At 70.4% G+C, this 24,655-nt stretch carries 20 protein-coding genes; 11 read left to right on the plus strand and 9 right to left on the minus strand.

Annotated features, from left to right (window positions below):
• Positions 1–16: 16 nt before the first annotated feature.
• Genes ACRSBM_RS11730 through ACRSBM_RS11770 form a run of 9 tightly spaced genes read right to left on the minus strand, consistent with a single transcriptional unit; the run spans position 17 to position 11,725 of the window.
• Positions 17–850, minus strand: a complete 834-nt coding sequence (locus ACRSBM_RS11730) for an SAM-dependent methyltransferase (RefSeq protein ID WP_434442846.1) — start codon at positions 848–850, stop codon at positions 17–19.
• A 41-nt stretch (positions 851–891) separates the two neighbouring features.
• Positions 892–1,509: a dTDP-4-dehydrorhamnose 3,5-epimerase family protein gene (locus ACRSBM_RS11735; RefSeq protein ID WP_434442847.1), complete on the minus strand. Its 618-nt coding sequence runs from the start codon at positions 1,507–1,509 to the stop codon at positions 892–894.
• Between the two features lie 16 nt (positions 1,510–1,525).
• Positions 1,526–2,635 (minus strand): DegT/DnrJ/EryC1/StrS family aminotransferase, encoded by a 1,110-nt coding sequence (locus ACRSBM_RS11740; protein ID WP_434442849.1) that lies wholly within the window; start codon positions 2,633–2,635, stop codon positions 1,526–1,528.
• Positions 2,632–3,591: an NAD-dependent epimerase/dehydratase family protein gene (locus ACRSBM_RS11745; protein WP_434442851.1), complete on the minus strand. Its 960-nt coding sequence runs from the start codon at positions 3,589–3,591 to the stop codon at positions 2,632–2,634. The genes ACRSBM_RS11740 and ACRSBM_RS11745 overlap by 4 nt, the downstream gene beginning before the upstream one ends.
• A 1-nt stretch (position 3,592) precedes the next feature.
• Entirely contained in the window at positions 3,593–5,011 is a 1,419-nt protein-coding gene (locus ACRSBM_RS11750; protein ID WP_434442853.1) for an NDP-hexose 2,3-dehydratase family protein, read from the minus strand.
• A gap of 15 nt (positions 5,012–5,026) precedes the next feature.
• Positions 5,027–5,845 (minus strand): SAM-dependent methyltransferase, encoded by an 819-nt coding sequence (locus ACRSBM_RS11755; protein ID WP_434442854.1) that lies wholly within the window; start codon positions 5,843–5,845, stop codon positions 5,027–5,029.
• Positions 5,842–7,110 (minus strand): cytochrome P450, encoded by a 1,269-nt coding sequence (locus ACRSBM_RS11760; RefSeq protein ID WP_434442856.1) that lies wholly within the window; start codon positions 7,108–7,110, stop codon positions 5,842–5,844. The genes ACRSBM_RS11755 and ACRSBM_RS11760 overlap by 4 nt, the downstream gene beginning before the upstream one ends.
• 8 nt (positions 7,111–7,118) lie before the next feature.
• Positions 7,119–10,232, minus strand: coding sequence for a ferritin-like domain-containing protein (locus ACRSBM_RS11765; RefSeq protein WP_434442858.1), 3,114 nt, complete (start codon positions 10,230–10,232; stop codon positions 7,119–7,121).
• Entirely contained in the window at positions 10,229–11,725 is a 1,497-nt protein-coding gene (locus ACRSBM_RS11770; RefSeq protein ID WP_434442860.1) for a flavin monoamine oxidase family protein, read from the minus strand. The genes ACRSBM_RS11765 and ACRSBM_RS11770 overlap by 4 nt, the downstream gene beginning before the upstream one ends.
• A 330-nt stretch (positions 11,726–12,055) precedes the next feature.
• Between ACRSBM_RS11770 and ACRSBM_RS11775 the strand changes: the two genes are divergently transcribed.
• From ACRSBM_RS11775 to ACRSBM_RS11825, 11 genes are all read left to right on the plus strand, one after another.
• The gene (locus tag ACRSBM_RS11775; RefSeq protein WP_434453055.1) at positions 12,056–13,357 is read left to right on the plus strand and encodes a glycosyltransferase; all 1,302 of its coding nucleotides are present in this window, start codon (positions 12,056–12,058) and stop codon (positions 13,355–13,357) included.
• Positions 13,354–14,577, plus strand: a complete 1,224-nt coding sequence (locus ACRSBM_RS11780; protein ID WP_434442862.1) for a cytochrome P450 — start codon at positions 13,354–13,356, stop codon at positions 14,575–14,577. The genes ACRSBM_RS11775 and ACRSBM_RS11780 overlap by 4 nt, the downstream gene beginning before the upstream one ends.
• Positions 14,578–15,206: 629 nt before the next feature.
• Complete coding sequence (locus tag ACRSBM_RS11785; RefSeq protein ID WP_434442864.1) at positions 15,207–18,041, plus strand: LuxR C-terminal-related transcriptional regulator; 2,835 nt, start codon at positions 15,207–15,209, stop codon at positions 18,039–18,041.
• A gap of 70 nt (positions 18,042–18,111) precedes the next feature.
• A complete protein-coding gene (locus ACRSBM_RS11790) occupies positions 18,112–19,113 on the plus strand; it encodes an oxidoreductase (RefSeq protein WP_434442865.1) in 1,002 nt (333 codons plus the stop codon).
• A 268-nt stretch (positions 19,114–19,381) separates the two neighbouring features.
• A complete protein-coding gene (locus ACRSBM_RS11795; RefSeq protein WP_434442866.1) occupies positions 19,382–20,173 on the plus strand; it encodes an alpha/beta fold hydrolase in 792 nt (263 codons plus the stop codon).
• A gap of 61 nt (positions 20,174–20,234) precedes the next feature.
• Positions 20,235–21,200, plus strand: coding sequence for a helix-turn-helix transcriptional regulator (locus ACRSBM_RS11800; RefSeq protein ID WP_434442867.1), 966 nt, complete (start codon positions 20,235–20,237; stop codon positions 21,198–21,200).
• On the plus strand, positions 21,197–22,168 hold the full coding sequence (locus tag ACRSBM_RS11805; protein WP_434442869.1) for a helix-turn-helix transcriptional regulator: 972 nt from the start codon (positions 21,197–21,199) through the stop codon (positions 22,166–22,168). The genes ACRSBM_RS11800 and ACRSBM_RS11805 overlap by 4 nt, the downstream gene beginning before the upstream one ends.
• A gap of 18 nt (positions 22,169–22,186) precedes the next feature.
• Positions 22,187–22,459 (plus strand): bacteriophage holin, encoded by a 273-nt coding sequence (locus ACRSBM_RS11810; RefSeq protein ID WP_434442871.1) that lies wholly within the window; start codon positions 22,187–22,189, stop codon positions 22,457–22,459.
• Entirely contained in the window at positions 22,452–22,742 is a 291-nt protein-coding gene (gene tatA / locus ACRSBM_RS11815; RefSeq protein WP_434442872.1) for a Sec-independent protein translocase subunit TatA, read from the plus strand. The genes ACRSBM_RS11810 and tatA overlap by 8 nt, the downstream gene beginning before the upstream one ends.
• Before the next feature lie 112 nt (positions 22,743–22,854).
• On the plus strand, positions 22,855–23,763 hold the full coding sequence (gene tatC / locus ACRSBM_RS11820) for a twin-arginine translocase subunit TatC (protein ID WP_434453056.1): 909 nt from the start codon (positions 22,855–22,857) through the stop codon (positions 23,761–23,763).
• Positions 23,760–24,620, plus strand: coding sequence for a diacylglycerol/lipid kinase family protein (locus ACRSBM_RS11825; RefSeq protein ID WP_434442874.1), 861 nt, complete (start codon positions 23,760–23,762; stop codon positions 24,618–24,620). Before tatC ends, ACRSBM_RS11825 begins: the two co-directional genes overlap by 4 nt.
• Positions 24,621–24,655: the final 35 nt, after the last annotated feature.

A 24,655-nucleotide genomic window follows, 5' to 3' on the forward strand; every position in this document is an offset into this window, starting at 1 on the left:
CGCGACGTCAGTGCGATCAGGGGCGCACGGCCACGGCCAGCAGGCAGCCGAAGTCGTCCGCGCCGGACAGGTCACCCGGCTTGAAGGCGTTCTCGGAGAACTCGAAGTTGCCCTCGTCCATCGCTACGGGGCGTTCCTCGAAGCCACCGAGCTTCTCGATCTCGTCGGCCAGGCGCAGCGTGCTCTGCTCGGTGATGTCGTCGATGCTGTGCAGGCGCAGGCCCGCGCGGTGCAGCATCGGCACGTAGTCGTCGATGTCGGCCGTGGTGCACATGAGGTCGCGGCAGAACTTGTCGATGCCGGGGCTGCGGACCTCCTTGCGCGGGTAGCGGTCGAAGATGTCGGTCAGCACCACCCGGCCGCCGGGCCTCAGCACCCGGAAGATCTCGCGGAACACCTGGTCGCGGTCGGGCATGTGGCAGATCGACTCCAGCGCCATCACCGCGTCGAACGAGCTGTCCTGGAACGGCAGGTTCAGCGCGTCGGCGTGCTCGAAGACCGCCCTGGCGGCGAGACCCGTCTCGGCGGCGAGCTTGTTCGCGGTCTTGACCTGTTCCGCGCTGATGCTGACGCCCGTCACCCGTGCACCGGTCCTGCCCGCCAGTCGCAGGCCGGGGCCGCCCACCCCGCAGCCCAGGTCAAGCACGTGCGACGACGCGTCGACGTTGAGCTTCTCGATGAACACGTCGGTGAGCCGGTCCATCGCCTCGTCGATCGTGGCAGTGGAGTCCGGCGAGTCCCAGTAACCGATGTGGACGTTGGTGTTGAAGCTGCCGTCGCGCATCGCGCTCAGGGTCAGCTTGTCGTAGAGCGCACCGACGTCTTGCGGCTGGGGCAGAGTCTGGGTCATGGCGAGCTTCTCCTGATGGGTGAACGAGTCCGGTCTGGAGGTCAGAGGGAGACGACGGCCTGCGTCAGTTCCTGTTCGATCTGCCGGCAGAGCTCGTAGTGGGGCAGCAGACCCTGTTCCCCCGCCTGGGCGAGGGTGATCGCGACACTGTCCCTTTCGGACAGAATCGGTGGGACGTCCTTCGGCACGGGCAGACCGAGGGCCGGGTCGAGGACGTCGAGGGCGAGTTCGTGCTCCGCGACGTAGGTGCCGGAGATCATGTACGACATCACGGTGTCGTCCTCGAGTGCGATGAACGCGTGCCCGACGCCGACCGGGAAGTACAGGGTGCGGTGGTGGTTCTGGTCCATCAGCACGGAGTCCCACCGGCCGAACGTCGGTGAGCCGACCCGGATGTCGACCACGACGTCGACGGCCGACCCGGCCGCGCAGTAGACGTACTTGGCGCAGCCCGGCGGAGTGGTGGTGTAGTGGATGCCCCTGACCACACCGCGGGCGGACACGCTGTGGTTGGTCTGCCTCACCGGGAAGAGCGGTGCACCGTGCGCGTCGGCGAACGCCGCTTCCTGGAACGGGGAGAGGAACCTGCCCCGGTCGTCACCGAACACCTGCGGGGTGAACTCCAGCGCGCCTTCCACTGCGAGCGTGCGGACTTTCATGTGAGCTCCTGCGATCTCAGAGCGTTGCCAGGACCTGGCGCAACGCATGGATGACCTTGTCCTGCAGATCGGGCGACAGCGACGGGTACATCGGCAGCGAGAAGATCTCGCCCGCCAGTGCCTCGGTGACGGGCAACGAGCCGGTGCGCTCGGCGAGGTGGGCGAAGCCGCTCATGGTGTGCACGGGCCACGGGTAGCTGATGTTCAGGTGGATGTCGTAGGACTTGAGGCGCTCGATGATGTCGTCACGCCGGGGATGGCGGACCACGTAGACGTAGTAGACGTGGTCGTTGCCCTCGGTCGTGGCGGGCAGCTTCAGGGCGGTGTCGCCGAGCCCTTCCTCGTACCGCCGCGCCACGGCCCGGCGCCCGGCGACGTAGGTGTCGAGCCGCGTCAGCTTGCGCCGCAGGATCTCGGCCTGGACCTCGTCGAGACGGCTGTTGTGCGCCGGGGTCTGGACGGTGTAGTAGATCTTGTCCATGCCGTAGTAGCGCAGCCTCCGCAGCTGCGCGGCGACATGGTCGTGCGGAGTCAGCACCGCGCCACCGTCGCCGTAGGCGCCGAGAACCTTGGTGGGGTAGAAGGAGAACGCCGCCGCGTCACCGGTCGAGCCGGCGATCGTGCCGCGCTGGCGGGCGCCGTGCGCCTGGGCGCAGTCCTCCAGAACGCTCAGGCCGTGCTTGTCCGCGATCGCCTTCACGGCCGCCATGTCCACGCACTGCCCGTAGAGGTGGACGGGCACGATGCAGCGTGTGCGGTCGGTGATCTTCGCTTCGACCTGCGAGGTGTCCATGAGGAAGTCCTCCTCGCGGACGTCGACGAACACCGGCGTGGCTCCCGCGGCGTCGATGGCGACGACGGTCGGCGCCGCGGTGTTCGACACCGTGATCACCTCGTCGCCCGGCCCGACGCCCAGCGCCTGGAGCCCGAGCGTGATCGCGTTCGTCCCGTTGTCGACCCCGACGCAGTGCGGAAGTCCGTGGTACGCGGCGAACTCCTCCTCGAACCCCCGCACACTCTCCCCGAGGACGAGCTGCCCGGAGTCGAACACCTTCTCGACGGCGGCCAGGATGTCGAGCCGCTCGTGCCGGTATTCGGCGAGGTAGTCCCAAACACGCGTGGTCATGTGCGAGCCTTTCGGGCCAGTGCGGTGACGGTTCGGCGGATCCCTTCCGCCAGCGGGATCTCCGGGCGCCAGCCGGTGACGGCCCGGAACGCCGAGGAGTCGATGGTCACGCTGCGGAAGTCGGTCACGGGGGCGTGCGAGGGGGCCTGGACCGAAGTCACCTCGACCGGCGGTGCGCCGGTGTGCTCGGAGGTGATGCCGGCGATCAGGCGGAAGACGTCGCCGAGCGCGTCGCCGCGCCCCGCCCCGAGCAGCCAGTGCCGGCCGGCCAGTGCGCCGGGATGCGCGAGTGCCGCGGCGAACGCGGAGGCGATGTCCTCGACGTGGACCAGGTCGCGGCGGACGGTGCCGTCGTGCCACATCGTGAGCGGTTGCCCGTCGAGCGCCCTCTTCACCATGGCGGACACGACACCGCGGTCCTGGCCTCCGCCCAGGCTCTCGCCGAACACCGTGGGCAACCGCAGACCGATGCCGCGCACCCGGCCGGCGGCAGTCGCCTTCTCCAGCAGCAGTTCGGCGCGCAGCTTCTGCCGGTCGTAAGCGGTTTCCGGCTGGTCGGGCTCACTGCCGTCGAGCGGTTCCCGTTGCGGCACACCGACCTGGGACGCCGCACCGCCGTAGACGATCACCGGAGGTTCGCCGGCGCGTTCGCCCAGCACGTCGAGCAGGTCCCGCATGACACCGACGTTCACGCGTTCGGCGGAGCCCTCCTCGGCCGCGCGCCACCCGCCGTCACCGAGCAGCAGGTAGAGCACCGCGTCCGCGCCGTCGACCGCCTTCGCGAGCGCGTCGCGGTCGGTGAGGTCGGCGGTCACCACCTCGACCTCGGCCGGGCCGGGCGGCACCACGGCGGGTCTGCGCGCCACGGCACGCAGCTGAACTTCCTGCTGCGCCAACGTCTTCAGCACCGCCGAGCCGATGAAGCCCGTGGCGCCGAGCACGGTGATCCTGTTCATGTCACACCACTCCCCGTGGCCAGGCGGAGGCGGCGTTCATGCACGCCAGGAGCGTGCGCGCCTCCACGTTGAGGTAGTGCCCGTGCCGGGCCAGCGCGGTGAGCTGCGCGGGCGTGGCCCAGGCGTAGCCGCGCGGAGGCTCGGACGGCACCAGCGAGGCGGCCTCGATGGTGAGGTAACGGCATTTGGTGTTCAGGAACCGGCCGCCCTCCTCGGAATGCACCGCCTCGTACCGGATCCGCGAACGATCGGCCCCCAGCACGACGTCGAGGAACGGGGGACGTTCGCCGGCCGGGAGGTGTTCGTAGTTGCGAGGGGTGCACTGCACGGTGGGCGCGAGCTCGACCGTGTCGAGGAAACCGCCGTCGGCGCGGGCGTGCACCAGCACATGCCGTACGCCACCGAACTCGCGCACCAGGAACGCCGAGACACCCATGTCGACCGATTCCAGCAACGGCTGGGTCCAGCTGACCCGCTCCCGGTTGCTGCCCCGCACGGCGACCGCCACGACCTTGAAGTAGCGGCCGTCCTCGTGCTCGACGGCGTCGGGACCGCGTTTCCAGCCTTCGACCGACGCCAGCGGGATGCGCGTGGTCCGGACGTCGTGACGGGCGCGTTCGCCGGTGAACCACGAGAGCAGCTGGACGTCGGAGTGCAGCGCGCCGGGATTCGGGTCGTAGTAGGGAAGGCAGGAAAGAACGCTGCGCGCGTTCATGTTGACCGTCAGGTCCTCGTGCAGCAGTTCCGCGATCTGGCCGAGGGTGAGCCAGCGGAAGTCGTCGTCCTCGGCGATCTCGGCGGCGGTCTCGACGATCATGTTGCGGTTGGACTTGCGGAAGAACCAGGACCCCTGCTCGGCCTGCAGCACGTCGACGATCACCTGGTCGCGGTCGAGGTCGACGAAGTGCTCCAGCAGCTTCACGCTCGAACCGCCGTGGGCTCCCGTGTAGTTGCTGCGGGTCGCCTGGACGGTCGGCGACAACTGCACGAGGTTGGGGTTGCCCGGCTCCATCTTCGCCTGCATCAGGAAGTGCAGGACCCCGTCGATCTCCTTGCAGAGGATGCCGAGGATCCCGACCTCGGGCTGTTTGATGACCGGCTGCTGCCACTCGCGGTAGGGGCCGTCGCCGTGCGGGCCGTCGTGCTCCACCACGTGCAGGCCCTCGATCGCGAAGAACCGGCCGCTCGCGTGCACGAGATCACCGGTGGGCTTCACGAAGTGCCACTGGTCGAGGTCGGCGAACGGGATGCGTTCGACCCGGAGGACGTTGGCCTGGCGGCGTTCCGCGAGCCAGGCGCGGACGTCCTCGGTGCGCATGTCCGCGCCGTGGCGGGTCGCGGCGGACAGGGCGATGCGGCCGGCGTGGCCGGGGCCTCCGCGCGGGCGGATGGCGGTGGGCAGGCTCAGGTGGGGCGTCATGGTGGGAACCCCGTTCTACGGCCGTTGTGCGGTGATCAGGACGTAGCCGCTGCTCGGGTTCTCCCCGAACGCCGACATGAGGTTCGCCGCCGTGAGGACGTCCCCGGCCGCGGCGGGCGGCACCGAGGCGGCGATCCGGCGGAACGCGGCGGCGACGTGCCCGTAGCTCGGCCGCACGTTCTCGCCGATGTCGGCGAGCTCCAGCAGCTGCCAGCCGGCTCGCTCCACCACGGCCCGGTGCTCCTGCGGGGTGTTGATCCCGGCGATCTCCAGCGTGCGGATCATCCCGGCCAGCACCTCCTCGCCCGCGCCGGTGAACGGTTCGCGCCGGCACAGGTCCGCCACGACGAGCCGGCCTCCCGGACGCACGAACCGGCGCAACCCCGCCAACGCCGCGGCCTGGTCCGGCAGGTGCAGCAGCGACTCGATGGCGAAGACGGCGTCGAACGTGCCGAGGTCGCCGGGCAGGCCTGCGGCGTCGGCGAGCCGGAAGGCGACGCGGTCCGCCACCTCCGACTCCGCCGCGAGCCCGGTCGCCCTGGAGACCTCCTCCGGTGACACCGTGATGCCGGTGACGTGGACGTCGTGGGTCTCCGCGATGCGCAGGGCCGGGAAACCGTTGCCACAGCCCACGTCGAGCACCCGGTGACCGGGCCGCAGGGCGAGGCGCTCGGCGACCAGGTCGGTCAGGCGGTCCGTCGCGATGACCATCGGCACGTCCTCGGCGCCGGGGTCCCAGTAGCCCGCGTGGATGTTGCCGCCCAGGGCCTCCGTGGTGCCGGCCTGCGCGAACTGGTCGTACTTGCCGCCGACGGCGTCGGTCTGCGCTGTCATGGGTGCGTTCCTCCCGGACTGGTGGTGGCGGGCAGGTCGAGGACGAGGCGGGCCGGTCCGTGGAAGACCATGTCGTCGGCGTACTCGACCCGCTGGGAGGCCTTCTCCCAGCCGGGAAGGCCCTCCAGCAGCGCGCGCAGCCCGATCTCGAGCTCGGCGCGCGCGAGGGTCGCGCCGAGGCAGTAGTGGATGCCGATCCCGAAGCCGAGGTGCCGGTCCGCCGGCCGGTGCACGTCCACGGCGTCCGGCCGCGGGAAGCGGGCCGGGTCCCTGTTCGCCGAGCCCAGCAGCGCGATCACGCGGCTGCCGGCCGGCACGTCGAGTCCGCCGACGAGGGTGTCCTGCCGGGCCCAGCGCGTCACGGCCTGCACCGGTGGGTCGTAGCGGAGCAGCTCCTCCACGGCGGTGGGCACCAGGTCCGGGTAGTCGCGCAGGTCGGCGACCAGCTCCGGGTGCGCGCGCAGGACCAGCGCCGCCTTGGCCAGCGAGTTGGTCGTGGTCTCGTGCCCCGCGGTCAGGAGGTGGATGCAGGTTCCCACCACTCTTTCGGTGCTCAGCGGAGTGCCGTCGTGCTTGATGCCCACGAGCAGCGAGAGCAGGTCGTGCTGACCCGGCTGCCGCCGCCGCGCCTGGTCGCGGAAGTAGTCCGACAGCTCCCGCGCCGCGGCCTCCGCGCCGGTGAACCTCGACCCGCCGTTCGCGGACCGGGTGGTGCTGGCGCCCTGCAACGCCACGGCCCGGTCGCGCAGCCACTCGTGGTGCCCCGCGGGAACCCCGAGCAGCTCGCAGATCACCATGATCGGGAACGGCGCCGCGAAGCCGCCGACGAGGTCGACCTCGCCGAGCCCGCGGAGCCGGGACAGCAGCTCCTGGGCGATGCGGGCGATGCGGGGCCGCAACGCGGTCACCACCGCGCCGGAGAACTCCTTCTGCAGCGAGGACCTCAGCTGCGTGTGCTCCGGCGGGTCGAGGAAGACGAGCCAGTTCTCCACCACGGAACGAAGAGCCGGGAACTCGGCGGGAACCGGCACTGCCGGTGGAGCCGACTCGTCCGAAGTGGAGCGCGGGGTCCGGCCGAAGCCGCGGTCGGACAGCACTTTCACCACGTCGTCGTAGCCGAAGACGTAGAAGGTGCGCGGGCCGTCCCCGGCGCCCTCGTGCACGGACCGGACCTCCCGGTACCGGCGGTACACCGGGTACGGGTCGGCGATGTCCTCTTCGGACCAGCCCGTCAGGCTGAACCGGGGCAGTGTCACGGATCGCATGGGTGCTGTCACATCCCTTCGGCTTGCCCGCGGAAGTGGTCTGCCCAGAACGTGCTCAGCTCGCCCACGCGCACGGGCACCAGCGAGCACTTGGCGCACTGCGCCGCGATGTCGTCCAGCCGCAGCGCGATGGCACGCCTGGCCACGTCCGGTCGCGCGATCGCGGCGGGCAGGTCCGGCAGCTCGAACGAGGGTCCTGCCGTCGTGCCACGCCGGCCGGAGGGCAGCGTCACCAGCAGCTCGCCCAGCGGGCGCATCATCCCCGTCATGACGTCGATGGCCGCGTTCATGAGGTCCGACCGGCGCAGGCTCGCGTCCGGGCGTTCCCCGAAGTGCTGGGCCATGAGCTGCAGGGTCATGAAGTACGACTGGTTGAAGATCCGCATGACCGTCCTGGCGTCGGGGTCCGTCACCGCCTCGACCGCCGGGCTCGCGGGATCGAGGGACGGGTTGCGGACGACCGGGTAGGCGGGGTTCCACAGCTCGGCGTGCGGACCTGTCACCGGCGCCGTGCGCAGCAGTTCGCCGATGCGCAGGAACGACGTGTAGTGCGAGTCCTCGGTGGCGTCGTGGTCCAGCACACCGCCCTCGCCCTGTTCGGTGATCACGTCGATCGCGTACAGGGCGCTCGGGAGGTCGTCGACCTCCAGCTGGTAGTCGGGGTGCTCGTGGTTGATCGACTCACGGAGGAACAGGTGGTGCTCGCCGCCGCCCCTGCCCCTGGAGACCAGGAACAGGTCCGGGATCCGTTGCAGGGCCTCACGGATGTCGGCGTAGAGCTCGCTCAGCGAGGCGTAACCGTGTTCGTGCCTGCCCGGCTGCGCCGTGGTGGCACCGTCGCGCGGCCGCAGATCGCTGACCTGGTGCTCCGGCTTCTCGATCTGGGTGAAGCGCTCCACGCTGCCGAGGCCGAGCCGTTCGAGGGCGAAGTCCAGCGGTACCGGCAGTTCGTGGTTGATCGTGGCGAAGTCGACCCGCGGCACGTGGAACGGCTCGCCCAGCGCCATGATGATGTTGTTGACGAGCAGGAAGTGGATCATCTCCTCGCGCGCGATCCCGAGCAGCATGCTCCGGATGCCCTCGTCGAGCGTCTCCCCGCCGTCGCCGCAGGCGAGCTGGAGCTGTTCGGGAGTCCACACCCCCAGCCGCACGTACTCCGCGCCGGCGCCGTAGGTGGGCACGGAGTAGGCCGCGTAGAGGTACTGGAGCATGACGGCGAGCTCGACCATGGCCGCTTCCCGCAGGATCCGCAGCAACTCGCCGCGCGTGGAGATCCGGTCGCGGGGCAGTACGGCCGTCTCGGCCGGCAGGAGCAGGTGGTCGGGAACCTGTTGCGTCCGCAGGAACTTCAGCAGCAGACGCGCTTTCGGCTCGGAGAGGTCCCGCGTCGGCGGCATGTAGTACGTCTGCGTCTTGTTGCGCGGATCGCACATCTGCCAGATCAGCTTGGCGTAGGTCTCGGTGCGGCTGCGGTTCGCGAGGCTGAAGACCTCCTTGTCCATGAAGGAGAAGAGGTGTTCGTAGTAGGCGAAGACCTCGCGGTACACCAGGTCGTAGTCGGCGTGCCGCACCTCGTCGAGGTGCCAGTCGTCCGGCAGCACGCGCACGTTCAGGTATCCGGCGCCGGACCAGAACCCGAGCTTGTCGTCGTTGTCGTAGCCGAGCGCCGCGGGTTCCGGTGTGGCCGTCAGCAGCACGCGTGCGGTGCCGGCCGTCCTGCCGCGCAGGGTGAACCGGCCGCGACCGGTGTCGTCCGTGTTCAGCACGCAGGTGGTCGCCCACGCGGACCCGTCCGCGCGCAGGGAGACGATGTCGGCGTCGGCGGGGTCGCGGGGACGAGCCGCCGGGTTGGCGAACTGCCGGACGGTGATGCCGTGCACCGCGCCGGGCCGGCCCCGGACGGACGACCGCACCACCACGTCGACGTCGTGGTCCGCGTCGTCCGGAGTGCGGGGGTGTTCCACGAAGACGCTCGCGTCGTCGACCTGGAGGTTGATCTCCTGCTCCCGCAGGAGCAGCACGCCGTCCGAGGCGACCAGCCGCAGCGCGTTGACCGCGGTGTCCTCTTCGGACAGTTCGGCGGGAACCGTGACCACACCGGCGGTGAGTGCCGCGTCGTCACCGGTGTACGCGCGGGCGGGGATCCGGGCCACCAGCCGGTCGTCGCCCGCCGTGCGCAGTTCGAGGTCCCGCGCCACTGCCGCCGGCGCGGGCGCCGTGATCATGTTCAGGGTGACGTGGCCGTCCGCGACCCCGACGGTGAGGTTGCCCAGGCGGTTGCGGGTGGCGCGGTCCGGGACGAGCAGCCGGCCGGCCGGGTACGTGCGCGGCTCGTCGGGCCGCCACGGCGCGATCGTGCCGTGCAGCCGCCACCGCGAGGGCTGGTCCGGTGCCTGTGGGGCGGACTGGTCGTCGAGCGCGAACTGCACGACGAGACCGCCCGTCCTGGCCGCCTTGAGGAGCCCGGCGATCGGTGACATCTCGGCCTCGTCCAGCCAGCGCAGGTCGTCGTCGGTGACGACGAACTGGTGCACCACCGATCGGCCCAGCCGCCAGTGGCCGGACCCGCGGCCGGTGGCGTGCCAGCGCGGCGGGGAGAAGCCCCTGACCGTTCCGGTCGCCATGTACCCGACGTCGTGCGACCTCCCGTCCCGGCCGAAGCCGAGCTGGCCCACCATGAGCGTCGTCGTCCAGTCGGAGGCGGGGTCGACGTCGAAGATCCGCGCCCGGTTGACCGTGGTGGCGAGGTACTCGTTGTAGTGGCCCCAGAAGTCGACGGCGCGGCCCACCACCGGGTCCGTGGTGTCGGACTGACCCGCCAGGCGCTCGGCGCTGACGATGCGCGCGTTGATGGAGAAGTGCCCGTTGCCCGCGAAGTCGCGGCCCTTGGCCGCGCTGAACGGCCCGTCCGGTGCTTCGCGGCCCGCGCTGTCGTACCTCGGCCCTGTCTCGTCGAGGTGCTGCTGGTACTCGGCCGGTGGGCGGTGCACCGGAAAGGGGTCACCTTGCGCGGTGAGGGCGGTGTTGGTCGCCAGGTCGACCATTCCGTTGCGTGGCCCCGTAGGCAGGCGGGTGGAGGCGGTACCGGCGAAGTGCAGCCTGGGCAGGTCGAAGACGCTCATGCGGACTTCTCCGTGTGCGTGAACCGCCGGGGCGCGAACACCGGACCCGTCCGGCGTTCGCACCACTCGATCTCGTGCGCGGCGTCGATCGCGGACTCGATCGCGCCCTCGATCCACGCGGGTTTCGACGAGCAGTGCTCCCCGGCGAAGAAGAGGCCCTTCTGCGGCCTCGTCGCCTCCCGGCGCTGCGCTTCCCGCAGCGCCGAGTCCTGGTCCCAGCGGATCGTCGCCGCCCCGCGGGACCAGCGGTGCTCGCCCCACGCCTTCGTGGCGACGCCGAGGACCATGCCCGGGCTGCGCAGTTCCGGATGCATCACCCCGAGCTCCCGGGTGATCAGCGCGATCCTCTCCTGCTCGCTGAGCTCGCTGAGCGCGTCGGCGTCGGGACCGATGCTGTAGCTGGCGAGCATCACCGCGCCGTGGGCCGGATCGCCGTCGACGGGCGGGTAGTAGGTCTGCCGGACGTGCCCGCCGGTGAAGGAGGCGCCGCCGCTGATGCCGTCCTCGTGCCAGAACGCCTCGCGGCAGTGGAAGGCGACCTTCGTCGCCGGCCAGTACTTCGTGCCGTGGATGATGTCGAGCTTCTCGTCGTCGAACCCGCTCAGCCGCAGGCCGCGCAGCACCGTGAACGGGATCGTGCACACCACGAAGTCGCAGGTCCTGGTGAAGGACCTCGTTCCCTGCCGCAGGCTCAGGACCACGGCCCTGTCCCGGACCTCGATCCCGGTCACCTCCTGCCCGGTGGTGACCCTGCCGAGCAGGCGTGCCGCGAGACCACGGGGGATCTGGTCCATGCCGTCACGCAGCCGCACGATGGCGGAGCTGGTCTCGTCGAGCACGTCGTCGAGGAAGCGTTCCAGGTGTGCCGGCACCAGCGAGCGGATGCGCGGGTTGCCCGCGTAGAAGGCGTGCAGGTCGATCCTGGTGCCGTTGCCACGACGGTAGGGCTCCAGGTCGACCTGGTCGACGAGGTCGAGCAGACCGGCGCCGATCTCGCCGTGCATCCCGTTGTAGAACTGGCGTGGCGCGATGGCCTTGATGGTCGCGTCCAGCCAGGCACCGAAGAGCAGGGTGCTGTCCCGGTAGCGCCCGGCGGGCAGCCCGGAGGCGAACTCGCTGACGAGCACGTCGTGTGCGTCGCGCACCCGCAGGTACCCGGCGGAGCTCGGCAGGTAGGCCGCGTCGTCGGAGAAGATCGTGTGGAACGGCCGCACCTGGTCCTGCAGGCCGAGCTCGGCGATGTAGTGCAAGGTCAGGCGGTGTTCGGAAGGAATGCGCATCGCACCGAGCTCGGCGAACTGCCCCTCGCCGGTGAAGCGGTGGGTGTGGATACGGCCACCGATCCTGGTGCCGGCCTCGATGATCTCGACTTCGTGGCCGAGGCGCTCCAGTTCGTAGGCCGTGACCAGACCGGCGACACCCGCGCCGATGACGGTGACCTTCTTCCTCTCGCCGACGGCGTCGATCCCGTTGACCTCTTGCAACGTTGTCACCGCGGACTTCCTTCCGGTGCGCGTTGTGCTCCATGGGGCTTGCGTTCGACGAGGCGAAACCCTTGCTCTGGGCGGCGGAGCGACGGGCAAGGAATTGATCTGCGGCCATTGTTCGTGCGGTGACGGTGCGCCCGTATCCCCCGACAGAGCCGGTCGCGGACGGCCTTCGGCGGTCCGGGACGCCTACCGCGACACGCTGAACCGACCGGCCCCGCGCATGTGCGCGGGGTTTGTCTCGACACGTCGTTCGGTGCCGTCCGGCGGGTGATGCTGACGCGAGCCGCTCAGCGGCCACACCCACGGTTGCTGCGGGAGGCGACGTTGACCCGAGTGCTGATCGCGACCACACCCGCCCCTGGACATGTCGTCAGCCTGTTCGAGATAGCCACCGAGCTGACCCGGCGCGGTCACGAGGTGCGCTGGTACACCGGCGAGGCGTTCCGGGAGCAGGTCGAACGGACCGGCGCGCGCTTCGAGCCGATGACCGAGGGGCTCGACTTCGGGGGCCGTAACCGGGAGGAGGCCTTCCCCGTCCACTCCGGCCTGACCGGGCTGAAGAGCTTCAAGGTCGGCGTCCGCGACATCTTCTACCGCACCGCCAAGGGACAGCTTGCGGACATCCTGGCGGTGCTCGACCGGTTCCCCGCGGAACGGATCCTCTCCGACGACATGTGCTACGGCGCCTGCTTCGCCAGTGAGCGCACGGGAATCCCGCTGGTCTGGCTCGCCAACTCCATCTACATCCTGGGCAGTCGCGACACCGGGCCGCTCGGGATGGGGCTGCCGCCGAGCACCACACCGTTGCGCCGCCTGCGCAACGCGGCACTGAGGTTCCTCGGCGACCAGGTGTCGATGCGGGATCTGCGTGCCGAGGCCGACCGCGTGCGCGCCGAGGTCGGGCTGCCCCGGCTGAGGAAGAGGGCGATGGAGAACATCTCCCGTGCCCCCGACCTGTACCTGGTCGGCTCGGTGGCGTCGTTCGAGTTCCCACGCAGGGACCTGCTGCCGGGAACCCACTTCATCGGCGGCCTGTTCGGCGTTCCGCCCGCTCGCTTCGACCCGCCCGAGTGGTGGGACGAGCTCGGCGGCGACCGGCCCGTCGTCCTGATCACGCAGGGGACGACGGCCAACGACGTCGAACGCATGCTGGTGCCCGCCGTGCGCGCTCTCGCCGAAGAGGACGTTCTCGTCGTGCTGACCACCGGCAGCAAACTGGACGTGGAGAGGCTTCTTCCGTTGCCGGACAACGTGCGGATGGAACGGTTCGTCCCCTACCACCACCTGCTCCCGCACGTGGACGTGATGATGACCAACGGCGGCTACAACGGGGTCAACGCCGCTCTCGCGCACGGTGTGCCGTTGGTCGTCGTGCCCGCCACCGAAGAAAACCCCGATGTGGCCGCGAGAGTCGAGTACGCCGGCGTGGGCGTGGTCGTCACGCCGCGCGCCGTCACCGAGTCCAGCCTGCGTGCCGCCGTGACGACCGTGCGCACGAACGAGAGCTACCGGCGTCGCGCCGCGGAGCTGGCCGTGGACCTCAACAACAGCGACGCGCCGAAACGGGCTGCCGATCTGATCGAGTCCGCCGCCGTTTTCCAGGACCAGATTCCCACCGGAGGTATCGCACGTTGAACGGCACGACGAAGACGGGGCTGCAGGCCCCCGAGACGACCATGCCCATCGACCCTGGTCCCTTCGACTGCATGCCGGACCTGCTCGCCGCCGCGCGGGTGGCTCCGGTCGTGAGGATTCCCTACCTCGGGCAGCACGCCTGGGTGGTGTGCGACCGGGAACTCGTCAAACAGGCGCTCGCGCACCCGAAGATGGGCAAGGACATCACCCTGGTGCCCGACTTCATGCGCCAGCCGGGCCTGATGGTGGGCTCCCAGCCGCCGCCGGAGTACGCGCGAGCCATGATCATGAGCGACGGCGAGGACCACGCGCGGATCAGGCGGATGCACGCCCCCGTGCTGAGCCCGCGCAACACGGAGAGGTGGGGTGAGCGGGTCAGCGTCAAGGTCGAGGGCTTCCTCGACGAGCTCGAGCAGCTCAGCACTCGCGGTGACGGCGAGGTCAACGTCGTGACCGACTACACCCACAAGATCCCGCTGGCGTTCATCTCCGAGATGCTGGGGCTCCCCGAGGAGGCGGAACGGCAGCTGCGCGGCATCACCGACGTGATGCTGTACTCCTCGGACTACCCCGCCCGCACCATGGCGGTCCGGTCGCTGTACGAGGCGGTCGAGGGCTGGGTGGCCAACCCGGAACCGTTGCGCGACGGCGTCATCACCGGCCTGCTGGCCTCCTCCAACGGGATCGACGCCGACGTGACGGAGGGCGAGGTGATCGTGTGGACCCTCGGCATGATCATCACGGGCTACGAGACCACCGGCAGTCTCATCTCGGCCGCCCTCTTCGAAGCGCTGCGCCGCCCGGTGGACGAGCGGCCGGAGACCGGCGACGAGATCAAGTCGTGGATCGAGGAGGCGCTGCGGGTGCACCCGCCGTTCCCGCACCCGACCTGGCGTTTCCCGCTGGAGGACATCGAGCTCGGCGGCTACCTGATTCCCAAGGGCGCGCCGGTGCAGGTCAGCATCGCCGCGGCCAACCGTGAACCGGGGGAGGAGGCGGACAGCTTCGATTCCACGCGCGGCGGCCACGGGCACCTCTCGTTCGGGCTGGGAATGCATTACTGCATCGGCGCGTCGCTGGTGCGTCTGGAAGCCCAGATCGCGGTGGAGGGATTCCTGCGCCGCTTCCCGCGGGCGCGGCTGAGCACCACCACGCCGTTCGAGTGGGAGTCCGAGTGGATGATCCGCCGGATGAGCGTTCTTCCCGCGACGCTGCGGTGACGTGAATGGCGGGCCGATTGACCACCGGCCCGCCGTTTCGCCCCGCTGTGAAAGTTAACGCCGGCTGGTCGCTCGTCCGGCGGAATCGCCGTTCCGGTGGAGCTGGTAATCGTGGGGATCGGCCAAACGAGACGTTGGTGTGAGGATTCTCCGAGCCCGGGTAATGACGGGGTTCGCTGCTCGGGAGAACTGAGGCGGGCGCCGCCGTGCCGCGACCGGGCAGCGGATCCGCATTACTCGGAACGACAGAACAATCGGCCCTGCGTGAAAACGGGATCGCCCACGCGTGTTTTTGCCTGGAGCTCACCCGGTGTGAGCGGGCACGCCCTGCCCGTCTCACTTCGCTTGCCGCTGATTTCGGATGGATCCGGTCGCGTTGTGTTGTTTGGGGGTGTTGACACGGCGGGTGAACTCGCGCGAGTCTGCAGTCGATGAGTTGAAAGGTTCTCGGATGCAGCCAACGAGTCACGCACCTGCTGGAACCCGCGTCTTGAATGGCGCAGCGCCACCCCTGTGTCACAGTGAAGTGCCGCAGCCAGATCGTCGCCTGGGGAGCATCGTTCATTTCTTTCCGTGAACAGTTCCCTTTTCGTCGTGCCCATGGCGGTGCTCACAGGACAGGACAAGAAGTGTTGTGCACACCTCTCGCCGAGAATCCCGTGGCGTGGAATCGGCCATCGGATCTGCCCGTATCGCTGCCGTTGCGCGGACGTGAAGAGGAGATCTGGCGGATAGAGCAGTACATCCTGGCGACCGCGGAGACGCGGCAGGCGAGCATGCTGGTGGTGGCGTCCGCCGAGGGCACGGGCATCAGCAGGCTGGTGGCCGAGAGCGCCTCGCTGGCCGTGCGGGGCGGCTTCTCGGTGGTGGGCCTGTCACCGGACGCCTTCCCGGCGGAGGGCTCCAGGTCCGACCATCCCCATGTCGTCAGCCTCGGCTCGCTGGCCGCGCAGATCGAACCGCAGGTGATCGGGCAGCTCCGGCACGGCCCGGTGCTCGTCACGCTCGACGACGCCCATCGGACGTCGCCGCCGGTGCTCGGCGCCGTGAGCACGGTGATGGCCAAGCTGAAGCACCTGCCGGTGTGCTGGCTGCTCACCCTGCACGACGAGCACTCCGCGTCAGTCGCGAGCGCGGTGCTCCAGGACATGGCGCGAACGCTCCCGTGCGACTGGATCGGGTCGCTCGCGCCGCTGCCGGACGACGCGGCTCTCGGCATGGCCGCCGACCTGCTGCGCGCGGAGCCGGACGAGGACGTCGCCGCGCTGGTCGGCAGCGCCGGTGGCACCCCGCGGGGCGTGGGGAACCTGGTCGTGGGCCTGCTGCGGGAGAACCACGTCCAGGTCGTGGACGGCGTCGCCCGGCTGACCGCGGGACCGCTGGAGTGCGGTGTCGCCTGCGCCGTGTCGGTCGAGCCGGCCGAGCGGCTGCCCCGGTCGTTCCGGCGGATGATGGGCGAGAGGTTCCTCGGACTCTCTCCGCTGGTGCAGGACGTGCTCCAGGTCGCGGCGGTGCTCGGTAACCGCTTCGCCCCGGAGGACCTGGCGGAGATGCTCGGCGAGCCCGTGGCGGTGCTGCTGCGGCCGCTGCGGGAGGCGCTGGCGGCCGGGTTCCTGCGTGGTGACGGTGCCGAGTTCGTGTTCCATCGGGAACCGGTGTGGCGGGCGGTGCTCGGCTCCGTGCCGAAACCGATGCGGTCGGCGTTGCACCGGCAGGCGGTGACGATGCTGCTCGCCCGTGAGCGCCAGGACGTGGTGTCGGTCGCGGTGCATCTGGTGCACTGCGCGCAAACCGGGGACGCGCGGGCCGTCGGCACCGTCGAGGAGGCGGCGCAAATCCTGCTGCCGATCTCTCCCGAGGCGGCCGCGGCACTCGCGACCAGCGGCCTGAGGATCACGGAGCCGGGTACGGCGAACCGGATCGCGCTCGGAGTCACGGCGGCCGCGGCACTGGTCCGGATGGGCAGGCTCAGCCAGGCCGTGGAGCTCGCGGGGGCGTTGCTGCACCCCGACGACCCCGTCCACGTGCAGCCGGCGTCCGTGCTGCGCACCTGGCAGACCATCGCGCAGATGTTGCGCGGTGACGCCACGACGGTGTGCGCCGTCGACTTCGAGGTCACCGGGCCGGCCGATCACGAGCTGTCGCCGGAGCTGTTGCTGCTCAACATCCTGTCGTTGCACAACCTCGGCGCGGCGGTGGGAATGGCGGACCAGGTGCTTGCGCTGCCGGCGAACCACACCGCGGACGTGCTGGCCGCCGCGCTGACCGTGCGGGCGATGGCGAACTGGCGCGAGGGGAGGCTGGGCTCCGCGATCGAGGCGGCGGAGGCGGCCGTGGCCACCCGCGACCAGCTGACCAGGACCTGGCAGAGCGATCCACTGTGGACGAAGGCCTGGCTCCTCACCAGGCTCGGCGAGCTCGACGAGGCGCTCGACGCGGTGCACGAGGCCTGCAGAACGGCGCAAGCGCACGGAACCGGCGTGATGACGTCGGTCCCGCTCACGCTGCGGGCGGCGGTCCTGCTGGCCAAGGGCGACGTGGCCGCCGCCGAAGCGGCCGCGACCATCGGACTCGCGGCCTCCGAACAGGCCGAGATGCCGCTGTTCCAGCCGCAGCTCGGCGCGGTCCTGGTGCAGTGCGCGCTCAGAAGGGGCGACCTGGTCGCGGCCTCCGACGGGCTACGCCGGCTGGAGGAGTCGGTTCCTGCCGGGCACACCCATCCCTGCGCGGTGACGCTGCGGCTGACGGCGGGCCAGGTGGCATCGGCCGCCGACGGCCCGGCGGCGGCGATCGACGAGATCCGCCCGCTGGCGGAGGATCCGGCACTGCGCACGCAACTGCTGCTCGAAGCACCGACCGCCACCGCGTGGTGTGTGCGCACCGCACTGGCCGCCGGTGAAAACGCTCTCGCCGAGCTGCTCGCGAACGCGGCCGAAGCCTTGGCCTCCGCCAACCCGCGGCACGACTCGGTGGTCGCGGCGGCCGGACACGGCCGCGCGCTGGTGGCGCGGGACATCGCCGCGTTGAGGCAACTCCAGGCGAGCTGCGCCGACCGGTGGACGAACGCCTCACTGGCGGAGGACATCGGGTCCGTCCTCCTCGACACCGACCGCGACCAGGCGGTCGTCGAGCTGAACCGCGCGCTGAGCGGCTACGACGAGATCGAGGCCGAGCTCGACTCCGCCCGAGTGCGCCGCACCCTGCGGCGGCTCGGCGTCCGGCGACGCCGCAGCACGGCGAAACGACACGAGGAACACGACTACGAACCCCGGCCGAGAACAGGATGGGACAGCCTCACCGGCACCGAGCGGAAGGTCGCGCGTCTCGTCGCGAACGGGCTGACCAACCGCCAGGTGGCCAAGGAGCTCTTCATCTCACCGCACACCGTCGGGTTCCACCTGCGGCAGATCTACCGCAAGCTCACCATCCAGTCCCGAGTGGACCTCGCCCGGATCGCGCCCTGACGCCGGCCGGAGTGCGGCGACCGCCGATCGGGGCTAGGAAGAGCAGCGGTGGCTGGGCGAGAGTGGCCGCATGCGACTTCTGCCGGCGACGCTCGTCGCCCTGCTCGCCCTCTCCGGGACAGCCGCTGCCGACCCCTCCTACTGGGAGCTGACACCGACCGGCACGGACGCCCGCCTGCGCGGCCTGTCCGCCGTGTCCGGTCAGGTCGCGTGGGTCAGCGGCTCGAAGGGCACCGTCCTGCGCACGACGAACGGCGGCCGCTCCTGGGACTCCGTCGGGCCACCCGGCACCGAGGCCCTGGAGTTCCGCGACATCGAGGCCTTCGACGCGCGCGACGCCGTGGCGCTGTCGATCGGCGAGGGCGAGTCGTCGCGGATCTACCGCACGTCCGACGGCGGCCGCAGCTGGCAGGAGTCGTTCCGCAACACCGATCCCAAGGCGTTCTACGACTGCGTGGCGTTCTTCGACCGGTTCCGCGGGCTGGCGCTGAGCGACCCGGTCGACGGGAAGTTCCGGGTGCTGCGGACGTGGGACGGTGGCCGGTCGTGGCACGTCAACGACACCAAGGGCATGCCGGACGCGTTGCCGGGCGAGTTCGCGTTCGCGGCGTCCGGGCAGTGCGTGACGACCAGCGGCAACCACGCGTGGATCGCGACCGGCGGCGGCGCGCGGGCACGGGTGCTGGAGTCGCGGGACGGTGGCCGGTCGTGGAAGGCGAGCGAGGTGCCGTTGCCGTCCGGTGAGGCGGCCGGGGTGTTCGCGGTGGCGTTCAAGACGCCGTGGCGTGGGGTGGCGATCGGCGGCGACTACCTGAAGCCGACCGATCCGACGCCGGCGTTCGCGACCAACGACGGCCGCGGCTGGAAGGCGGGGACCGACGCGCCGGTCGGGTACCGGTCCGGCATCGCCTACCGGGGCAACGGGCTCGTCGCGGTCGGTCCGTCCGGGACGGACACCAGCAGGGACGGCAGGTCGTGGCGGGTCGCGGACACCGGCAGCTTCGACACCGTGGACTGCGTCGGCTCCACCTGCTGGGCCGCCGGGGAGAAGGGGCGGGTCGGCCGCACCTGATCCACCCGGACGCAGGCCAGGCCACCGTCCGTGGCGGGCCTCGCCACTCTGTTCCCGTAACGGGGCGGGGCTTAGAGCTGGGAAGTTCCACCTTCGCCGAGCGGCGGAGGAGCGGCCCGTGACCCGCGCCCGAGGATCGTCGCGGTGTAACGCTCGCCGGGCCCGTAGCGAAAAGAGACGTGTCGGCCACGCTTTGCAGGGGTAGCCGAAAAGTGTGTTCGAGGGTTTCTCGTTGCGTTGCAGGGACGTCGGCGAGGCTGTGTTGCGAGTGAGGACCGGTGGAGCAGGGCCACCGGTCCTTCTCCTTCACGGCCACCCTCGAACCCACACGACCTGGCACCGCGTCGCGCCGTTGCTCGCCGACGACCACACGGTCGTGTGCCCGGATCTGCGTGGATACGGCGAGTCCAGCAAGCCCGGCGACTACTCGAAACGGGCGATGGCCCGCGACTTCGTGAACCTCATGCGCGGGCTCGGCCACGAGAGGTTCGCCGTCGTCGGACACGACCGAGGTGCCGCCGCCGCGATCCGGCTCGCACTCGACCACCCGGACCGCGTCACACGCCTGGCCGTGTTGGACGGACTACCGATCGGGGCGCACCTCGCCCGCGCGGACGACCGGTTCGCCCAGGCCTGGTACCACTGGTTCTTCCTGGCGCGGCAGGAGCTCGCCGCCGCGATGATCAACCAGGACCCCGACCTCTGGTACGGCGGGCGCTACGGCGACACACCGGTCGCGATGGGTGTGGAGAACTGGGCCGACTTCCAGCGGGCGATCCACGACCCCGCGACCGTGCTCGCGATGTGCGGGGACTACCGCGCCGGCCTGGAGGTCGACCGCCACCACGACGATGAGGACCGGGCCGCCGGTCGCCGGATCACGTGCCCGGTGCTGGCGTTGTGGTCGGCCAAGGACGACCTCGGCGAGCTGTACCCCGACCTGCCGGCGATCTGGGCCGAATGGGCCGATGACGTGCGGGTTCGTTCCATCGACTGCGGGCACCACATGGCCGAGGAAGCACCCGCCGAGCTGGTGCGGGAATTGCGGTCCCTGTTCTGAACGGACCGTTGACGACAGGTGGTGATGAGGTTTCAGCGCGCGCACGCGTTAGGGTCTGTCCGTGGCCATCGCACGCGCCGAACGCCTCGTCAACCTGGTGCTGTGCCTGCTGTCGACCCGTCAGTACCTGACAGCGGAGCGCATCCGCGCCATCGTCCCGGGCTATCGCGAAGCTCCGACGGACGAGGCGTTCTTCCGCATGTTCGAAAGGGACAAGTCCGAACTGCGTGATCTCGGCGTGCCGCTCGAGACCGGGCGGCAGTCGAACGCCGAGGGCGCGGAGGACGGGTACCGGATCGCGCGACGCGACTACGAGCTCGGCGACATCGACCTCGAACCCGACGAGGCGGCCGCGGTGGCGCTGGCCGCGAGGCTGTGGGACTCGCCGCAGCTCACCGGCGCGGTGCACGGGGCGTTGATCAAGCTGCGGGCCGCCGGGGTGGACGTCGACCAGGACACTCCCGCGACCGTCGAACCCAAGGTGCGCGCCAGTGAACCGGCGTTCCCGCCGCTGCTGCAGGCCGTGCAGGCCGGGCAGGTCGTGGCGTTCGACTACCGCAAGCCGCCGCCGGGCGGGCAGAAGCAGCGCACGGTCGAGCCGTGGGGCGTGGTCGCGTGGCGCGGCCGCTGGTACCTCGTGGGCTGGGACCGCGACCGCAACGGCACGCGCTGTTTCCGGCTCTCGAGAGTCGTCGGCCAGGTACGGCCCGTGGGCAAGCCGGGCGTGGTGACCGTTCCCGAGGGCACGGACCTGATGAGCCTCATCGCGCGCACGGAGGTCGATCCGCACCACACGGCGCCCGCGCGGATCTGGGTCGCCAAGGGCCGCGCGCAGGGCGTCCGCCGGCACGCGAAGGTCGTCGAGGAACGCGACGGCGGCGACGTCGTCGAGATCGACCTGAAGTTCCCGGACTCCGCGGCCAAGTGGCTCGCCGGGTTCGGGCCCGACGTCGTGGTGCTGGAGCCCGAGGTCCTGGCCAAGTCGGTCCGCGACCGCCTGCAGGGCGCACTGGAAGGAGCGCGGTGACCGCGTCGAACGAACGGCTGCCGCGCCTGCTCGCCCTCGTGCCGTACCTGCTCAACCGGCCCGCCATCACGGTCAAGGAGGCCGCGGCCGACTTCGGCATCACCCCGAAGCAGCTGCGCAAGGACCTCGAACTGCTGTGGATGTGCGGTCTGCCCGGCTACGGCCCCGGCGACCTCATCGACCTGTCGTTCGAGGGCGAGACGATCACCGTCTCGTTCGACGCGGGTCTCGACCGGCCACTGCGGCTGACCGCGGCCGAGGCGGCGTCGCTGCTGGTCGCGCTCAGGGCGCTGGCCGACACCCCCGGCGTGGTCGACACGGACGCCGTGCAACGCGCACTGGCCAAGATCGAGGCGGCGGTCGGCAAGGCGCAGCCCGCGGGCATGGTCGTCGGGCTCGGCGCGTTCGAACGCGGGGAGACCGCGGAGATCCGTGCCGCCGTGCAGGACGCCGTGAAGCGTGAACGCGCTGTGCGCATCCGCTATTACTCGCAATCGCACGACGCGATGAGCGACCGTGTGGTCGATCCGATGCGTCTGCTGCTCCTGGAAGGGCGCGGTTACCTCGAAGCGTGGTGCCGCTCGGCGCTCGGCGTGCGGTTGTTCCGGCTCGACCGGATCGACGACGTGGAGGTGCTCGACGAGCCGTCGTCCCCGCCGCCGCACGCCCAGCAGACCGATACATCGGAGGGCTTGTTCCAGCCGCGGGACGACCAGAAGATCGCGGTCCTGCTGCTCGAACCGGACGCGCACTGGGTCGCCGAGTACTACCCCGTCGACCACTCCGCGGAGCTCTCCGACGGCCGCACGCGTGTCCTCATGCGCTACGACGACCCGTCCTGGATGGTGCGCCTGCTCCTCGGGCTGGGCGGTGACGTGCACGTCGAACAGCCGGCGGAGCTGGCGGAGGAGGTCGTGCGGCAAGCGCGGGAGGCATTGCGCCGGGCAGATCACCTGCTGTCCACCTAAGCCGTATACCGTGTGCTCGTGCCGTCTACACCGACCCTGGCGCTGAGCGCGCTCGGCCTGATCGCGCTGGTCGTGATCATGGTTCGAGTCATCCGATCCTTGCGTCGATTCGCCAGCGCCCGCACTCTGGTGGGGGACAGGGTCGGAGACGGCGTGGGCCTGCTCAAGGCGCGTTCCGCGGCGCTCAAGGTGGCCCTCGCCGAACGCCGGACTTCGGGACAGGCCCGCACCAGGGCAAACCCCGCGTACGATCGACGTCGCGGGGCAGACAGGAGGACCAGCAATGCCTAACCTCGGACCCACCGAGCTGATCATCATCGCTGTGGTGATCATCCTGCTGTTCGGTGCGAAGAAGCTTCCTGACATGGCGCGGTCGCTCGGCCGGTCGGCGAAGATCTTCAAGGCTGAGACCAAGGGTCTGCGTGATCAGGACGCGGACGACGCGCCGGTCCAGCAGCAGCCCGTGCAGCAGCCGGTCCAGCAGCTTCCCCCGGCCCAGCCGCCGGTGCAGCAGCAGCCGCAGGTCGCGCCTCCCATCGAGCAGACCACCCAGAACAAGGCCGCCGGAAACTGACCTTCTCCTCTCCTGACCTGTAAGGACGGTTCGCGCGGTGGCAAGTCCGTTCCGGTGGATCGCCGAGCGCCGGGAACGCGGCAGGCGCCGTCGGGGCAACGCCGACGGCACGATGTCGCTCAAAGAGCACCTGTACGAGCTGAGGTACCGGCTCGGTCTGGCGATGCTGGTCATCTCCGTCGGCGCCATCTTCGGCTTCATCTGGTTCCAGGTGCGGCTCGGCCCGATCCCGTCGCTGGGCGACATCCTGACGGGGCCGTACTGCCAGCCGGACCTGGAGAAGTACCGGGCCAAGATCACCAACGACGGCACCTGCGCGTTGCTGCAGACCGAGCCGTTCGAGATCTTCCTCGTGCAGCTGCAGGTCGGCGCCGCGGCGGGCGCGGTGCTGCTCAGCCCGTTGTGGCTCTACCAGATCTGGGCGTTCATCACGCCAGGGCTCTACCAGAAGGAACGCAGGTTCGCCCGCGTGTTCGTCAGCGCCGGAGCGCTGCTGTTCATCGCCGGCGCCGTGCTCGCGTACCTGGTGGTGCCCGAGGGCCTGAAGGTCCTGCTGGGGTTCGGTGGCGACAACTGGGTCACGGCGCTCACCGGTAGCAAGTACATCAACTTCGTCATCACGATGCTGTTCATCTTCGGCGTGAGCTTCCTGATCCCGCTGGTCGTGGTGATGCTCAACCGCGCGGGCGTGCTGTCCTACGAGCGGCTGGCGAAGTGGCGGCGTGGCCTGATGATGGGCCTGTTCGTGTTCGCCGCGGTCGCCACGCCGGGCACGGACCCGATCTCGATGGTCGTGCTGGCGATCGCGTTGTCGCTGCTGTTCGAGATGGCGATCCAGATCGCCCGCGTGCACGACAAGCGCAAGGCGAAGCTGCGCGCGGCCGAGGGCTGGGACGCGCTCGACGACAACCAGGCGGCGCCGTTCGACTACACGCCGTCCGACGCCGACGGCGACATGCCCGGTGAGAAGGCCATCGCTGCGGAGCCCCCGAAGCGCGTCAACTACGACGACGCCACGTGACCCGGGCGGCTTTACTCGTCTGCCCCGCGTCGGGCAAGGGGCGGGCGGCCCGGATGGCCGGGTCGACGTCCGCCGCGCTGCGTCCGCACGTCTCCGAGCTGCGGCAACTGGTGGCGCACGACGCCGAGGGCACGCTGGCGCTGGCCCGTGAGGCGGTCGCCGACGGCGTTGACCTGCTGGTCGTGCTCGGCGGTGACGGTGCTGCCCACCTGGGCATCCAGGCGTGCGCGGGCACCTCGACGGCGCTGGGCATCGTCCCGGCGGGCACCGGCAACGACCTGGCGGCCGCCGTGGGATCGCGGTCGGTCGAGGACGTCGTGCACGGCACGAAGAAGTCCCTCGACCTGGGCCGGCTGTCGACGGGGCAGTGGTTCGCGACGGTGCTGTGCGCCGGGTTCGACTCGATGGTGAACGAGCGGGCGAACGCGATGCGCTGGCCCGCCGGTCCGCGCCGCTACGACCTGGCGATCGTCGCCGAGTTCGCGTCGTTGCGGTCGGCGCCCCTGGTGGTGACCACGGAGTCCGGGACGTTCGAGCTGGACGCGACGCTTGTGGCCGTGGGCAACACACCGAGCTACGGCGGCGGCATCCCCGTGTGCCCCGCGGCCGACGCGAACGACGGCCTGTTCGACGTGACGGTCGTCGAGGGCGGCACCCGCTCGATGCTGGCCCGGATGCTGCCGACGTTGCGCACGGGCAGGCACGTCGAGCACCCGGCCGTGCGGACGTTCCGCGCGCGTGAGGTGTCGTTGTCCGGTGACAACGGCTGGATCGCTTACGCCGACGGCGAACGCCAGGAGGCGTTGCCGGTCTCAGTTCGGACGGTTCCCGGCGCTCTCACTGTCGTGGGTCGCTAAGTTGTAGGGCTGTTCGGTTCGTTTTTCGGTTCTTC

This window comes from Lentzea xerophila (assembly GCF_051094245.1).
GTDB lineage: Bacteria > Actinomycetota > Actinomycetes > Mycobacteriales > Pseudonocardiaceae > Lentzea > Lentzea xerophila.

Coding starts and splice junctions, on each gene's coding strand:
- ACRSBM_RS11730 (WP_434442846.1), bottom strand. CDS start 850: ATGACCCAGACTCTGCCCCAGCCGCAAGACGTCGGTGCGCTCTACGAC.
- ACRSBM_RS11735 (WP_434442847.1), bottom strand. CDS start 1,509: ATGAAAGTCCGCACGCTCGCAGTGGAAGGCGCGCTGGAGTTCACCCCG.
- ACRSBM_RS11740 (WP_434442849.1), bottom strand. CDS start 2,635: ATGACCACGCGTGTTTGGGACTACCTCGCCGAATACCGGCACGAGCGG.
- ACRSBM_RS11745 (WP_434442851.1), bottom strand. CDS start 3,591: ATGAACAGGATCACCGTGCTCGGCGCCACGGGCTTCATCGGCTCGGCG.
- ACRSBM_RS11750 (WP_434442853.1), bottom strand. CDS start 5,011: ATGACGCCCCACCTGAGCCTGCCCACCGCCATCCGCCCGCGCGGAGGC.
- ACRSBM_RS11755 (WP_434442854.1), bottom strand. CDS start 5,845: ATGACAGCGCAGACCGACGCCGTCGGCGGCAAGTACGACCAGTTCGCG.
- ACRSBM_RS11760 (WP_434442856.1), bottom strand. CDS start 7,110: ATGCGATCCGTGACACTGCCCCGGTTCAGCCTGACGGGCTGGTCCGAA.
- ACRSBM_RS11765 (WP_434442858.1), bottom strand. CDS start 10,232: ATGAGCGTCTTCGACCTGCCCAGGCTGCACTTCGCCGGTACCGCCTCC.
- ACRSBM_RS11790 (WP_434442865.1), top strand. CDS start 18,112: ATGCGACTTCTGCCGGCGACGCTCGTCGCCCTGCTCGCCCTCTCCGGG.
- tatA (WP_434442872.1), top strand. CDS start 22,452: ATGCCTAACCTCGGACCCACCGAGCTGATCATCATCGCTGTGGTGATC.
- tatC (WP_434453056.1), top strand. CDS start 22,855: ATGTCGCTCAAAGAGCACCTGTACGAGCTGAGGTACCGGCTCGGTCTG.